We start from the raw sequence: 14,166 nt of genomic DNA on the forward strand, positions 1-14,166 counted from the left end.
GGTCTTTTCCTGTCTTCCTCTGTCGTGCCAAAAGCTTGTCCCGTCACGGCCACGGTCACCACCGGCCCAGCAGCAGAACGCTCGCGGCGGTGTACATCCCGCCGAAACCCAGCACCGCACTGACCCGGGCGTCCGGCACCGGCGCGGAGGCCTCCCCACGGAGCCGGCGGACGGCCTCCTGGATCGCGAACATGCCGTACATCCCGGTGTGGGTGTAGGAAAGCCCGCCGCCGTTGGTGTTCACGGGCAGTGTCCCGCCCGGGGCCGTGTGCCCGGCGGCGATGAACTCCGCGGCCTCGCCGCGCTCGACGATGCCCAGCGCTTCCAGCCCGACCATCGGCAGGTGCGCGAAGGCGTCGTAACACATCACGTGGTCGACGTCGGAGCGCCTGATCCCGGCCTCGGCGAAGGCGTCGCCCGCGGCCCGGCTCGCGGCGGCCGACCCCAGCGGGTCGTCCAGCTCCGCCACGAGCGGGGAGTCGGCGCTCTCGCCGGTACCGAGGACACGCACCGCGGAGCTGGTTTCCACCCGGTCGGCCGCGGTGACCACCAGTGCTCCCCCGCCGTCGGTCACCAGGCAGACCTGCGGTTTGTGGAAGGGATAGGCCACCAGCGGCGACTCCAGCACGCCGGCCACGGTCAGCGGATCCCGCAGTTTCGCCCGCGGGGTCAGCGCCGCCCACTCCCGCTGGCGGACGGCGACCCAGGCGAGCTGTTCGTGCGTCACGCCGAAGGTCTTCATGTACCGCAGCGCCGGCAGGGTGAACCGGGTGAACGGTGCCCGCGCCCCGTAAGGCTCCTCGAACTGCCCGGTCAGCGAGGCGGGGTCGCGCGGTCGTGGCACCGTGCCGACCCGCGACCGGCCCGACTCACCGTGCGTGATCAGCACGGTGGACGCGTAACCGGCCCGGATGGCCGCCGCCGCGTGCCGGACGTGCAGCAGGAACGAGCACCCGCCCACGTTCGTGGTGTCCACCCAGCGCGGGCGGATGCCCAGCTGATGGGCGACCTGGCGCGGATCGAACGCGCCGGCGACGCCGTCGACGTCAGCCACCTTGAGGGCGGCGTCGGCGAGCGCCCTGGCCCCGGCCTCGGTGTTCAGGCCCAGCACCGACTGGCCGGGAATCCGGCCCAGTCGCGCCGTTTCGGCCGCGCCGACGATCGCGATCTCGCTGCGGGAACTCATCCGGCACCGCCCGCGGCGGGCTCGAACACGGGCAGCGCATGCTCACCACGCCGCTCGAACGTGACCCGGAGGGGCATGTCGAGCACCAGCGCCTCCGGGGTTTGCTCGACGCCCACCACGTTCGTGATCATGCGCGGTCCCTCCACCAGCTCGACGATCGCGACCGCGTACGGAGTCCGCTCCGCGAAGGCTCCCTCTCCCCGCTCGACGATCACGTAGGAGTACAGCGTGGCCTCGCCCGACGCGGCGAACCACTCGAGCTCCTCGCCGGTGCACGCCGCGCAGAATTGCCGTCCGCGATGGCCGAGCCACCCGCACGCGGTACACCGCTGCAAGGCCAGCACGCCCTCGGCGGCCGCACGCCAGTAGTGCTCCGTCTCGGGAGTCGGCACAGGTGCCGGCAACGTTGATGTCACGCTGCTGCCTCCTCGGTGTAGGTGAGCACACCCTCGTCCACAGCGACCGTGTCTACTGTGGACGTTGCCGTGGTGAACTCCACCCGTCCCGCGGCTGTGTGCCACAAGCGCACCGCGAGTTCGTCGCCCGGCAGCACAGGCGCGCGGAACCGTCCCGCGAAGGAGATCATCCGCGCGGGATCGCCGCCCAGCACGTGGTTCATCAGCAGCCGGGCGGTGATGCCGAACGTGCACAACCCGTGCAGGATCGGCCGTTCGAACCCCGCACGCCGGGCGAACACGGGATCGGAGTGAAGCGGGTTGCGGTCGCCGCACAGCCGGTACAGCAGGGCCTGCGAATCCGACAGCCGGAAGGTGAGCACGTCATCCGGCGGGCCTTCCGGGCCGGGCCGGGCAGCAGCCGCGCTGGTGCGCCCGAAACCGCCCGCCCCGCGAATGAAAAGCCGCGTGGTGGACTCGAAAAGCGGTTCGCCAGTGGCGGGTTCCGCCGCGGTGGTGCGGATTTCCACGAGCGCACCAGTGCCCTTGTCGGTGATCCCGGCGACGGTTGAGGTCAGGGTCGCCGACCCGGCGGCGGGAAGCTCCCGGAACCACGTGATCTCCTGCCCGGCGTGCACCAGGGCGGTGCGCTCCCAGCTGCCCAGTCGGTCGCGCACCGCATGAGAGCCACCGGCGATCAGCGCGGCATACGTGGGAAACGCCCGCTGCGTGAGTCCCACGCTGTTCTCGGTCGTCAGTTCCGGCGAGTCCGGTCCGGCGCCGAGGGCGAGCGCGTACAACAGCGTGTCGTCCGAACTCCATTCCCGTGTCCACGGTGCCGAAACCGCTCCGACGGAGCCGAGGTCGAGTGGCATCAGCGCACCCGCTCCGCGCCGGAGAGGCCGGCTTCCGGGCGGGCCTTCTCCAGCAATGTGCGCAGCACCGAGTCGACCTCGACCGGGTCGGCGGCAGGCGCGGCGGCCGGCCCGGGGTGCCAGCCTTCCGCCACGGCGAGCCGTCTGCCCGACGTGAGGAACACCCGGCCCGTCACACCGTCCGACCGGCGCGAGGCCAGCCAGCTGACCACCGCGGCGACCCAGCGCGGGGAGCGCGAGTCGTCCGGGGCCTGCGAGGACGGGGTGCGGCCGGGAATGCTGTCGGTCATCCGGGTGGCCGCGCCGGGCGACACCGCGTTCACCGTGACCCCGTACGGTTCCGCCTCCAACGACGCGATCGTGGTGAACGCCGCGATGCCCGCCTTCGCCGCTCCGTAGTTCGCCTGTCCCCGGTTGCCGAACAGCCCGGACACCGACGTGGTGTTGATCAGCCGTCCGTGCACCGGGCCGTCCTGGGCCCGGTCGCGCCAGTGCCGCAGCGCCCAGTGCGAGGTGGCGAACGTGCCTTTGAGGTGCACCCGCACGACCGAGTCCCATTCGTCCTCGCTCATCCGCACGATCGTGCGGTCGCGGAGGATGCCGGCGTTGTTGACAAGGACGTCGAGCCGCCCGAACTCGCCGACCGCCTGCGCCACAAGGGCTTCGGCACCGGCGAAGTCGGACACGTCGTCGGTGTTCAGTGCCGCTTTCCCGCCCGCCGCGTGGATTTCCTCCACGACCGCCGCGCCGGGCCCGGCGTCACGACCGCGGCCGTCCATTCCCGTACCCAGGTCGTTGACCACCACCTGGGCTCCCTGGGACGCGAGCCGGAGCGCGTATTCCCGCCCGAGGCCGCGGCCCGCGCCGGTGATCACGCAGACCCGGCCGGCGCACTCGTCCGCCTGTGACATGCCGTTCCTCCTACTGACCGTCGAGCACAGCGCCGATCAGCTCCCAGGTCTTGCCGTCGAACCGGCGGATCTGGCTTTGCTGGATCGGGAAGTAGTCGTCCGCGCTGGTGTGCAGGGTGATGCCGTTGAGCAGCATGGGCGGCTGGAAACCGTCGAGGCTGCGCGCGGCGTCCATCAGGGCTTCCCGGGTGGGTGCCTTGGTGTGCTGAAGGACGTACTCCAGGCTCTGCGCTTCGGCGACGCCGTAGACCACGCCCTGGTCGTCGGCCGAGACACCGGGGCCGCCGTACTTCTTGATGATGTCCTCATAGGACAGAACAGCGGGATCGGTGCGCTCGGCGGGATCGGTGTTGACCTTCAGATAGGCCGTGCTGATGATGCCCTTGCCGGCGTCGCCGCTGGCCGGCACGACCGCGGTGCCCGAGCTGCCGAGCAGATGCGTGGCGTTCCAGCCGAGCGCGGCGACCTGTCCGATGACCTGGGTGGCGAACTTGTCGATGCTGAAGTCGGCCAGCGTGTCGGCCCCGGAGTCCTTCAGGATGGAGACCTGGCGGTTCACCGTCGCGTCGGTCAGCTCATAGCTGGCGTCCGCGACGACCTGCGACGCCTTGTCCCCGAGCCCCTCCTTGAACCCGGCGTAGTAGTCCTTGCCGTAGTCGTCGTTCTGGTACAGCACGGCGATCTTCGCGTTGGGCTTCTGGCTCAGCAGGTACTTGGCCATCGCCTTGCCCTGCGAGGCGTAGTCCAGCTGCCATGGCATCGTCCACGGGTATTTCGCGTGCTCGGTACCGAACGCGCTCGCACCGCCGACGAGGAACAACTGCGGGACCTTCTGCTGGTTGAGATAGTCCCGGACCGCGAGGTTGGCCGACGTGCCGTTGCTGCCGTAGAGCGCGAACACCTTGTCCTGCTCGACGAGCTGGCGGGTCAGCTGCAACGCCGTGGCCGGACTGTTCTGACTGTCGAGCATGGTGTAGTCGATCTTGCGGGTCTTGCCGTCGCCGAAGGTCACGCCGCCTTTCTCCGCGTTCAGGTAGGCGAAGTAGGCCGCGCTGCCCTTGGTCGCGGAGCTGGCCACGGTTCCGGGACCGGACAGCGGGGTGAAGGCACCGAGCTTGACCGTCGTATCGGTGATGCCGGGGGTGGCTCCGCCCTCGGAGCCTCCTCGGCCGCATCCGGTCAGCACGAGCGCGGCGGCGACGGCGAAAGCCGCGCCCTGGAACAGTTTTCTCATGGGGTGGTCTCCTTCTCGGGAATCGCCGCACGGGGTGACGCGGACGTGGACACAGGTGGCGCGGTGCGGGCCCGGGAAGGTTTCCGCCGGAACCGGCGGACGGACGAGCGGAGGAACCCGACCACGCCGTCGGGGAGGAAGAGCATGAACAGCACGATGATGACGCCGTTGACGATGCCGGGCGCCGCCTGCGAAATGGTGGTGGCGTACAACGGCATGTAGGTCAGGTAGACCGCCCCGATCAGGGCGCCGCCCACCGTGCCGAGGCCGCCGAGCACGATCGCGGCGACCAGGTTGATCGAGAGGAACAGCCCGAAACTGTCCGGGCTGACGTAGCCGGTGAGCAGGACGCTGAGCGAACCGGCGAGTCCGGTCAGCCCGGCGCTGAGCGCGAACGTGATCACGCGGGTCCGCGCGACCGGTACACCCATGGCGCTCGCTGCCGCTTCGTTGTCACGGGCCGAGATCATGGCCAGACCCGTGCGGCTCTTGGTGAGGTTACGGACGCCGAGGAACACCGCGAACGCGACGACGATCGTGACGAGGTAGACCCACTGGTCGGTGGTCAGCCCACCGACCCCGTCCGGCCGCGGTACCGCGATGCCCAGCTGCCCGCCGGTGAGTTCCGGGAAGTGCTTGAGCAGCTGGGGCAACGCGATGGCCAGCGCCAGGGTGACCAGCGCCAGGCTGAAGCCCCGCAGCCGCACCGCCGGGATCCCCAGCACGATTCCCACGCCGAAGCTGACGAGGGCCGCGATCGGAATCGTCCACAGATGTGGCATCCCGGCTTTGCTGACCAGCATCGCGGTGGTGTAGGCGCCGATCGCGTAGAAAGCCCCGTGGCCCAGCGAGGTCTGGCCGTTGTAACCGATCAGCAGGTTCAGCCCGAGCAGGGCGACGACCGTGAGGGCCACCTGCGTCAGCTGGCTCAGCGCGTAGTCCTGCACGTTGAACGTGAGAACGGCCAGAACGACGAAGACGAGGGTGCTCAGCAGCGGGGACTGGTAGCGCTTCATACCCGGGCCACCTCCTTCTTGCCGAACAGCCCGTGCGGGCGCACCAGCAGGACCACGACGATGACCACGAAGGCGACGGTCAGGGAGAGTTCGGTGCCGATGAAGGACACATACGTCGCCGTCACCGCCTCGATGACGCCGACCAGCAGGCCGCCGACGATCGCGCCGACCGGCGAGTCGAATCCGCCGACCGTCGCCGCGGCGAACGCGTAGAGCAGGACGGGGAACATGAAGTTCGGCTCGAGCCCGGTTTGCGGCGCGACCATGATTCCGACCACGCCACCGACCACGGCGGACAGCCCCCAGCCGATGCCGTAGGCCCGGCCGACGTTGATGCCCGCCAGCCGCGCCGATTCGGGATTCTGCGCCGCGGCCCGCAGGCGAAGGCCGAGCCGGGTCCGGTTGAACAGCACGAACAACAGGACGAGCATCACCGCGACCGCGCCGACCAGCCCGATCACCCGCCAGGACGTGATCACGCTGCCCAGCGCCACCGGTCGCGCGGGCAGCGGGCTGTCGACGGACTTCGCGAGGCCGCCCCAGACCAGGGACGCGACGGCGTTGAGGACCATCAGCAGGCCCAGCGTGACCATCATCTGGGTCAGATGCGGTGAGCGCTCGACCCACCGGATCAGGCCGCGTTGCAGACCATAACCCCCGACGAGGCAGCACACCAGGGTCACGAGCACCGCCAGCCCCCACGGCAGGCCGGCAGTCATCAGCTGCCAGGCCACGTAGGTGGCGAGCATCGCCATCTCGCCCTGGGCGAAGTTGGGCATCTGGGTGGCGCGGTGGATGAGTACCAGGGCGAGCGCGAGGCTGCCGTAGATCAAACCGTTGGCCGCGCCGTCCAACAGTGTCTGGATGAGCTGCTGCATCAGCGGTTCTCCTACAGCGCCAGGTAAGACTTGCGGATGGTCTCGTCGCCGGCGAGTTCGCTCGCCGGCCCTTCGGCGGTGATCTCACCTACGGTCAGCACGTACGCGTAGTCCGCCATGGACAGTGCGATCTGGGCGTTCTGCTCGACGAGCAGGCAGGTCAGTCCTTCTTCGGCCACGACGACCCGCAGCACCTCGAAGATCTGCCGCACCACGAGCGGCGCCAGCCCCATCGAGGGCTCGTCGAGCAGCATCAGCTTCGGCTTGCCCAGCAGTGCCCGCGCGAGTGCGAGCATCTGCTGTTCACCACCGGAGAGGAGCCCGGCCTGGGATTTCTCGCGCCGGGCGAGCGGCGGGAACAGCTCGTAGATACGGGCGATGTCCGCTTTGCTCGCGCCGCCACGCGGGCTCAGAAGTGCCCCCACTGCGAGATTTTCGGCGACCGTGAGGTCGGGGAACGTGCCCCGGCCCTGCGGCACGTGGGACAGGCCGAGGCTGGCGATCCGCTCGGTCTTCCTGCCGAGCAGGGACGTGCCGTCGAAGACGATTTCGCCCCGGGTGCCCGACAGCATGCCCGACAGCGCCCGCAGCAGCGTCGTCTTCCCGGTGCCGTTGGGTCCCAGAACCGTGACGACCGAGCCGCGTTCGATCTCAAGGCTGACATCGTGCAACACCCGGACCGGTCCGTAACCGGCGTTCAGGCCGCGTACTTCGAGCAGACTCATGCCGGCGCTCCCAGGTAGGCCTCGACGACCGCCGGGTCGCTCTGGACGGCGGCGGGGCTGCCCTCGGCGATGGTGCGGCCGAAGTTCATCACCGTGATGTGGTCGCACATGCTCATGACGAACCCCATGTGGTGCTCCACCAGCAGCACCGTCAGCTCGCGCCGCTCGCGAATGGCCAGGATCAGCTCGCGCAGCTCATCGACCTCGGAGTGCGACAACCCGCCCGCCGGTTCGTCGAGCAGCAGGAGAACAGGGTCCGAGGCGAGCGCGCGGGCGAGCTCGACCCGCTTGAGCGTGCCGTAGGGCAGGCCGCCGACCGGCTCGTCGCGGAACGCGGACAGACCGACTTCGTCGATCGCGGCGTCGGCGATGTGCCCCAGTTCCTTTTCCTCGCGGCGGGTGCTGGGAAGACGCAGCACACCGCGCGGGAAACCGGCCTTGCCGAGCCGGTGGGTCCCGGCGAGCACGTTCTGCCGCACGGTGAGCGAGGTGAACAGGGCCAGGTTCTGGAACGTCCGGCTCAGCCCTTCCGCCGCGACGTGGTGCGGCTGCAGGCCGGTGAGGTCTTTTCCCTCCCACGCAACGGATCCCGCCCCCGTCCGGTACAGGCCGGTGACGCAGTTGAAGAAGGTCGTCTTGCCCGCGCCGTTGGGTCCGATCAGCGCGCTGACCGAGCCGCGGGGCGCGGTCAGCATCGCACCGTCGAGGGCCTTGACGCCTCCGAAGTGGACGGTGAGGTTGCGAACCTCAAGCATTTCCCGCCTCCGTTTCCGGCTCGGTGTGGGCTTGGATCGTCGTGCAGTGATCCAGCGACCACACGCCACCCGAACGGCCGATACCGCTCGCGTGGTTGCCCCCGAACGGAGCGGCACCGTGGCGCCGCGTCGTGTTGATGCCGACCTGTGCCGCGCGCAGCCGGCGGGCGATCGAGCGGGCCGCGCCGACATCGGCCGAGAAGACGTAGTCGGTCAGGGCGTAGCGGGTGCTGTTGGCGGCCGCGACGGCTTCGTCGTCACCGTTGCTGCGCATCACGCTGAGGACCGGGCCGAAGACCTCTTCACGCATGATCGTGTTTTCCGGGTCGCACCCGGTCACGAGGGTCGGCGCCGCGAAGAAACCCCTGGCGGGCAGGTCTTCCCGCCGCTCGACGGTGCATCCCTCGGCCGAGGCCGTCCGCACCAGGTCGTCGATTTTGGCTCGCTGGACGGCGGAGATGACCGGGCCGACCGTCGTCGCGGGATCGTGCGGATCCCCAATCCGGAGCCCGGCAAGGCGCTCGCGCAGCCGTGCGACGACCGCGTCGTGCACGGCGGTGTCGGCGATGATCCGGGCCGGCGTGAGACACACCTGTCCTGATTGGACAGTCCAGGTCCGGGTGATCGACGCGGCCACGACGCCGGGGTCCGCGTCGGCCCGCACCACCACGGCTCCCTTACCGCCGAGCTCGAGCAGGAGCGGTTTCATGGCGTCGGAGGCGTCCCGGTGGATCTGGATCCCGACCGCGGTGCTGCCGGTGAAGCTGACCGCGCCGACGGCGGGGTTGTTGACCAGTGCGGAGCCGACCGCGGCCGATTCGCCGGTGAGCAGGTTGACCGCCCCGGCGGGCGCGCCGACCTCGGCGAGGCCGTCGCGAAGCGCCTCGGCCAGCGCGACGACCAGCAACGGGTCCTGCGGGGCGGGTTTCATCACGACGCTGTTGCCGGCGAACAGGGCGGGCACGATCTTGCCGACCATGGCCAGCAGCGGGAAGTTGTACGGGCTGATGCAGGCCACCACGCCCACCGGAACCCGCCGGACCGTGCTCGTCAGTCCGGAACCAGGCGGAGGCGACGGGACATCGAGCGAGCTCTCGGGCATCGCGGCCCACTGCTCGAGCCGGGTGATCGCCGCCCCGACCTGTGTGGCGGTCGCGACGTCGACGAGCGCGCCGGTGTCACGTACCGCGAGCTCGATCAGCTCGGCACGGCGCTGCGCGAGCGAGCGCGCCGCCGCCGCGAGGACCGCCCGGCGCTTGTCGAGGCCGAGCGCGGACCAAGCGGGGAATGCCTCGGCCGCCGCGCGGGCCGCGACGTCCGCGTCCGTGGCGAGGCAGTCCGCGGCGGTTCCGAGTACCTCGCCGGTGGCGGGGTCGAGCACCTCGTAGGACTTGCCCGCCGGGTACGGGTCGCCGCCGATCATCGCTGTGGCGGACATGACCGCCGCGCCGGTCACGACCCGTCTCCCGTTGGCTCGCCGGCTGCCAGGTCGAATACACCGCGATCGAGTTCTCCCGCCCGCAGTCGCTCCACCAGCCGCGCGCCCTGGCTCAGCGGGACCACGTCGGTGACGAGCGGATCGAGATCGATCTCGCCGGCCAGGTACCGGCGAGCGAGATCCGGGATGAAGCGGTGCGGGTCGACCGAACCCATCCGGCAGCCCAGCACCGCCTTGTCCTGGAACAGCCGCCGCATCGCGAAGGTGATGTTCGTGCCCTCGGGCGGCAGCCCCACCATCACCGCCCGGCCGCCCCATGCCAGCGCGTCGATACCCGCCGCCAGCAGTTCCGGCCGGCCCACGCACTCGAACACGGCGTCGAAACCGTTCGGCGCCACCGCGGTGGCGATGGCGGCGACCTCGCCCACCCGGAAGTCCGTCGCACCCAGCCTGCGGGCGATGGATTCCTTGCGGGGGTTGGTATCGCAGACCACGACCGAATCCGCTCCCGCGACCTTCGCCGCCTGGATCACGTTCAGCCCGATTCCGCCGGCGCCGATGACCAGTACCGACTCGCCGCGCTGCACCCTGGCCCGTTCCCAGACCGCACCGAACCCGGTGATCACGGCGCAGCCGAGCAGCGCCGCGATGGTGTCCGGGAGAGCGTCGGGAACGGGAATCACCTGAGCTTCGGTCACGACGGTCCGGCGTGCGAAGGCGCCGATGCGAACGAACTGGTGGACCTTCTCGCCGGCCCGGCTGAACACCGTCTGCATCGGCTCGCTCGTGCCCCGGCAGAGGGTTGGGCGGCCCGCGCGGCATGCCGCGCACCGCCCGCAGGTCCGCAGCGGCGAAAGCACGACCTTCTGTCCGATTCGGGCGGTGACTCCCGGACCGCGGGCTACGATGACTCCGGCCGCTTCGTGACCGAGGACGACGGGCACCGGCTGCTCGATGTCACCGTCGACGCCTTTGAGGTCGCTGTGACAGAGACCGGCGGCCTCGATGCGGACCGCCACCTCGCCGGCGAGCGGCTCACGCACCTCGATGTCGCCCACCGTGTCGAGCCGGGCACCGGTCCACAGCAGGGCTTTCATAGGGCCTCCTGCACTTCGCTGTGTTGGCGAGCGAACGCTAACCCGGATTTCTAGCAGGTGGAAGATCATTTGACTGAGCTGAAGACAAATTTTATTCAGTTGAAATTTATTTTGCTGAGAGAAATTCCGCGGTTAGCATCCGCGTGCCGCTGACCCAGCGGCGACGACCGCGGAGAAGGGGCCGATGAACACCTCACTGAGCCTGCCCCCGGCCACCCTCTCGCACGCAGCCGAGTCGGTTCGCGCCGAGATACGGGCATTCCTGGAGGCGGAGATCGCCGCTGGTTCGTTCACTCCGCGAGTGGACTCGTGGCTGAGTGGCGTCGACCCCGGCTTCTCCCGTGAGCTCGGACGGCGCGGCTGGCTCGGGATGACATGGCCCGTGAAGTACGGCGGTCAGGAGCGCTCCGCCATGGAGCGTTACGCCGTGACCGAGGAACTGCTGGCCGCGGGCGCACCGGTGGCGGCGCACTGGATCGCCGACCGGCAGTCCGCTCCCGCGATCCTTCGCTACGGCACGGAAGAACAGCGCGCGACACTGCTCCCCCGGATCGCCGCCGGCGAGTGCTACTTCGTCATCGGGATGTCCGAACCGGACTCGGGATCGGACCTCGCGTCGATCCGGACCCGCGCCGACCGCGACGCCGACGGTGACTGGGTGCTCAACGGGGCGAAGATCTGGACCTCGAACGCCCACCACGCGCATTACGCCATCGTCCTGGCACGCACCTCACCGCCCGGCGACGGACCCCGAGGACGCCACGAGGGCCTCTCGCAGCTCGTCGTCGACCTCACCAGCCCGGGACTGACGATCAACCCGATCCGGATCCTCGACGGTGGGCACCACTTCAACGAAGTGGTGTTCGACAATGTCGTCGTGCCCGCCGGGCGGCTGCTCGGCACGGAAGGACAGGGCTGGCGGCAGGTCACGGCGGAGCTCGCGTTCGAACGTTCCGGGCCCGAGCGGTGGCTGTCCACCTTCCTGGTGCTGACCGAGTTCGCACGCCATGCCAGGGAAACGGGGGATCCCGCACACCTGGCCACGCTGGGCCGGTTGTCTTCGCGGCTGCTCGCCCTGCGCCAGCTGTCGCTGCGCATCGCCGCGGCGCTGGACCGCGGCGAGCTGCCGGACGTGCCGGCGGCACTGGTGAAGGATGCGGGCACGACCTTCGAAGGCGATGTCATCGACGAGATACGCCGGGTCGCCGAAGTCGTGCCGTCCCTCGACGGCCCGGACCCGCTGAGCCGCGCGCTGGCAGGAGCGCAACTGCACGCCCCGGGCTATACCCTGCGCGGCGGCACGACGGAGATCCTGCGCGGGATCGTCGCCCGGGGTCTGGGCCTGCGGTGAAGACGGCGAGCACGCGGGGGCAAGGAGTGAAATCGTGACGGACCAGGACCTCGTCGTCGACACCGTGCGGGACATTCTCACCGCACACGAGCCCTTCGACCTGTCCCCGGATCGCCCCTGGAATGCAGCCCTGTGGCAGACCCTGGCCGGGACGGGGATGACGGGCGTCGGGCTACCGGAAGCCCAAGGAGGATCCGGGGGCTCACCGGCGGACGCCGTGGCCGTGGTCGCGACCTTGGCCGAGGGAGCCGCCGCGGTACCGGCCGCGGAGTCGTTGCTCGTCGCCGGACCGTCCCTTGTGGACGCCGGTGTTCCACTGCCGGACATGACGGAACCGCTGACCATCGTCTGCGGTGACACGCTTACCGCAACCGGTTCCGGCACCCTCCGCCTCACCGGGACCGCCGCGGACGTCCCGTGGGGGACGGTGGCGCGGCGCGCGGTCGTGCTGGCCACGACGAACGGCGGCACCGCCCTCGGCGTTGCCGACCTGCCCCGGCCGCGATCGGTGCGGCGGAACCTCGCCGGTGAGCCGCTCGGTTTCGTCGAGTTCGACGGCGTCGAGATGAGCGCGGCAGGCCTCGCGCCCGCCGCGGCGGATGTGGTCCGGGCACGATTCGCCCTCGCACGGGCGGTGCAGCTGTCGGCCGCTATGCGGCAGGTGCTGGCCTGGACCGTCGGCTACGCGGGAGAGCGTGTCCAGTTCGGACGTCCGATCGGGAAGTTCCAGGCGGTGCAGACCGAAATCGCGCGGATGGCCGCCGAGGTGAGCGCTTCGACCGCACTGACCGACGCGGCCGTCGACGCCCTGGGCACGCCCTCGTTCGTCCTCGCCGCGGCAGCGGCGAAGGTGCGCGCCGGATCGGCTGTCGAAATCGTGGCCAGGTACGCGCATCAAGTGCATGGCGCGATCGGCTTCACCCAGGAACACCGCCTGCACCACCTGACCCGGCGATTGTGGGCGTGGCGCGACGAAGCGGGCGGCGAGCTCGCGTGGTCGCGCGTCCTCGGGACCGCGCTCGCCGGCCCGCAGGGGCTGTGGCCTGGCCTCACCGCGATCGCCTGACCGGCCCCACATCCTTGAGAAGGAGGATCATGACTCGTAGTGCTGTCATCGTGGATGCGGTGCGTTCGCCGATGGCCAAGGGCAAGGCGCCCCGCGACGGCAACCCGGGCGGCGCGCTCTCGTCGCTGCACCCGGTCGAACTGCTCGCCCAGGTGCTCGCGCAACTCGTGGACCGGACCGGGATCGACCCCGCGATCGTGGACGACGTGATCACCGGCTGTGTGAGCCAGGTCGGCGAGCAGTCCGGCCCGGTCGGCCGGTTCGCCTGGCTCGCGGCCGGTCTCCCGGAGAGCGTGCCGTCGGTAACGGTGCACCGGGCGTGCGGGTCCAGCCAGCAAGCAGCCGACTTCGGTGCCCAGGCGATCATCGCCGGGGCGTACGACGTGGTCGTCGCGGCCGGGGTCGAGTCGATGAGCCGCATCCCCATGTTCACCGCCCGGATCGGCCAGGACCCGTTCGGCCCGTCGGTCTCCGCCCGCTACGCCCCCGGCCTCGTCCCGCAGGGCGTGTCCGCCGAGCTGATCGCCGCACGCTGGAAACTCGATCGCGACGTGCTCGACGAGTTCTCCGCCGCTTCGCACAGCCGGGCCACGTCGGCCGACTTCGGCTCCGAGATCGTGCCGATCAGCCTTCCGGACGGGTCGCTGGTGGAGCGGGACGAAACGCCCCGCCCGGGGACCACGGCGGAGAAGCTCGGCGCGCTCAAGCCCGCGTTCCGGACCGACGAGATGGCCGCCCGGTTCCCCGAGGCGAACTGGCACATCACGCCGGGCAACTCCTCCCAGCTCACCGATGGCGCCGCCGCGGTCCTGATCATGTCCGAGGACAAGGCCGCGCGGCTGGGCCTGACACCCCGCGCCCGTTTCCACTCCTTCGGGCTCGCCGGCGACGACCCGATCACCATGCTGACCGGCCCCATCCCGGCCACCGCGAAGGTCCTCGAACGCTCCGGTCTTGGGCTGGACGATATCGACCACTACGAGGTCAACGAAGCCTTCGCGCCCGTGCCTCTGGCCTGGGCCCGCGAATTCGGCGCCGATCCCGCCAAGCTCAACCCCCGCGGCGGCGCCATCGCGCTCGGCCACCCGCTCGGCGCGTCCGGCGCCCGCCTGCTGACCACGATGGTCAACGGCCTGGCAGCCACCGGCGGGCGTTACGGCCTCCAGACGATGTGCGAGGCGGGCGGCATGGCCAACGCGACGATCATCGAGCGGCTCTGAGCCCGCGACCGGATACGAA

General features: G+C 70.3%; 14 protein-coding genes. 3 read left to right on the forward strand and 11 right to left on the reverse strand.

What is annotated here, in order from left to right; genetic code table 11:
* Positions 1-55 precede the first annotated feature (55 nt).
* The 11 genes from HFP15_RS05955 to HFP15_RS06005 are packed head-to-tail and all read right to left on the reverse strand — an operon-like array spanning position 56 to position 10,510.
* Positions 56-1,186 carry a thiolase C-terminal domain-containing protein gene (locus HFP15_RS05955; protein WP_168512235.1) on the reverse strand — a complete coding sequence of 377 codons (1,131 nt, stop codon included), beginning with the start codon at positions 1,184-1,186 and terminating at the stop codon, positions 56-58.
* A complete protein-coding gene (locus HFP15_RS05960) occupies positions 1,183-1,602 on the reverse strand; it encodes a Zn-ribbon domain-containing OB-fold protein (protein ID WP_168512237.1) in 420 nt (139 codons plus the stop codon). The genes HFP15_RS05955 and HFP15_RS05960 overlap by 4 nt, the downstream gene beginning before the upstream one ends.
* On the reverse strand, positions 1,599-2,456 hold the full coding sequence (locus HFP15_RS05965; RefSeq protein ID WP_168512239.1) for a MaoC/PaaZ C-terminal domain-containing protein: 858 nt from the start codon (positions 2,454-2,456) through the stop codon (positions 1,599-1,601). The genes HFP15_RS05960 and HFP15_RS05965 overlap by 4 nt, the downstream gene beginning before the upstream one ends.
* The gene (locus HFP15_RS05970; protein WP_168512240.1) at positions 2,456-3,367 is read right to left on the reverse strand and encodes an SDR family NAD(P)-dependent oxidoreductase; all 912 of its coding nucleotides are present in this window, start codon (positions 3,365-3,367) and stop codon (positions 2,456-2,458) included. Before HFP15_RS05970 ends, HFP15_RS05965 begins: the two co-directional genes overlap by 1 nt.
* Positions 3,368-3,377: 10 nt before the next feature.
* The gene (locus HFP15_RS05975; protein WP_168512241.1) at positions 3,378-4,601 is read right to left on the reverse strand and encodes an ABC transporter substrate-binding protein; all 1,224 of its coding nucleotides are present in this window, start codon (positions 4,599-4,601) and stop codon (positions 3,378-3,380) included.
* Positions 4,598-5,617, reverse strand: a complete 1,020-nt coding sequence (locus HFP15_RS05980; RefSeq protein WP_168512242.1) for a branched-chain amino acid ABC transporter permease — start codon at positions 5,615-5,617, stop codon at positions 4,598-4,600. Before HFP15_RS05980 ends, HFP15_RS05975 begins: the two co-directional genes overlap by 4 nt.
* Positions 5,614-6,495, reverse strand: a complete 882-nt coding sequence (locus HFP15_RS05985) for a branched-chain amino acid ABC transporter permease (protein ID WP_168512243.1) — start codon at positions 6,493-6,495, stop codon at positions 5,614-5,616. Before HFP15_RS05985 ends, HFP15_RS05980 begins: the two co-directional genes overlap by 4 nt.
* A gap of 11 nt (positions 6,496-6,506) precedes the next feature.
* The gene (locus HFP15_RS05990; protein WP_168512244.1) at positions 6,507-7,220 is read right to left on the reverse strand and encodes an ABC transporter ATP-binding protein; all 714 of its coding nucleotides are present in this window, start codon (positions 7,218-7,220) and stop codon (positions 6,507-6,509) included.
* Positions 7,217-7,975: an ABC transporter ATP-binding protein gene (locus tag HFP15_RS05995; protein WP_168512245.1), complete on the reverse strand. Its 759-nt coding sequence runs from the start codon at positions 7,973-7,975 to the stop codon at positions 7,217-7,219. Before HFP15_RS05995 ends, HFP15_RS05990 begins: the two co-directional genes overlap by 4 nt.
* The gene (locus HFP15_RS06000) at positions 7,968-9,431 is read right to left on the reverse strand and encodes an aldehyde dehydrogenase family protein (protein WP_168512246.1); all 1,464 of its coding nucleotides are present in this window, start codon (positions 9,429-9,431) and stop codon (positions 7,968-7,970) included. The genes HFP15_RS05995 and HFP15_RS06000 overlap by 8 nt, the downstream gene beginning before the upstream one ends.
* The gene (locus HFP15_RS06005) at positions 9,428-10,510 is read right to left on the reverse strand and encodes an alcohol dehydrogenase catalytic domain-containing protein (protein WP_168512247.1); all 1,083 of its coding nucleotides are present in this window, start codon (positions 10,508-10,510) and stop codon (positions 9,428-9,430) included. The genes HFP15_RS06000 and HFP15_RS06005 overlap by 4 nt, the downstream gene beginning before the upstream one ends.
* 184 nt (positions 10,511-10,694) lie before the next feature.
* On the opposite strand from HFP15_RS06005, the gene HFP15_RS06010 reads away from it, so the two are divergent.
* From HFP15_RS06010 to HFP15_RS06020, 3 genes are read left to right on the forward strand one after another with little or no spacing between them, the layout of a single operon-like run.
* Complete coding sequence (locus HFP15_RS06010; RefSeq protein ID WP_168512248.1) at positions 10,695-11,861, forward strand: acyl-CoA dehydrogenase family protein; 1,167 nt, start codon at positions 10,695-10,697, stop codon at positions 11,859-11,861.
* Between the two features lie 34 nt (positions 11,862-11,895).
* On the forward strand, positions 11,896-12,927 hold the full coding sequence (locus HFP15_RS43800; protein ID WP_168512249.1) for an acyl-CoA dehydrogenase family protein: 1,032 nt from the start codon (positions 11,896-11,898) through the stop codon (positions 12,925-12,927).
* A gap of 29 nt (positions 12,928-12,956) precedes the next feature.
* Complete coding sequence (locus HFP15_RS06020) at positions 12,957-14,147, forward strand: thiolase family protein (protein ID WP_168512250.1); 1,191 nt, start codon at positions 12,957-12,959, stop codon at positions 14,145-14,147.
* Positions 14,148-14,166 lie beyond the last annotated feature (19 nt).

Origin of the sequence: Amycolatopsis acididurans (assembly GCF_012328925.1) — a bacterium.
Classification (GTDB): Bacteria; Actinomycetota; Actinomycetes; order Mycobacteriales; family Pseudonocardiaceae; genus Amycolatopsis_E; species Amycolatopsis_E acididurans.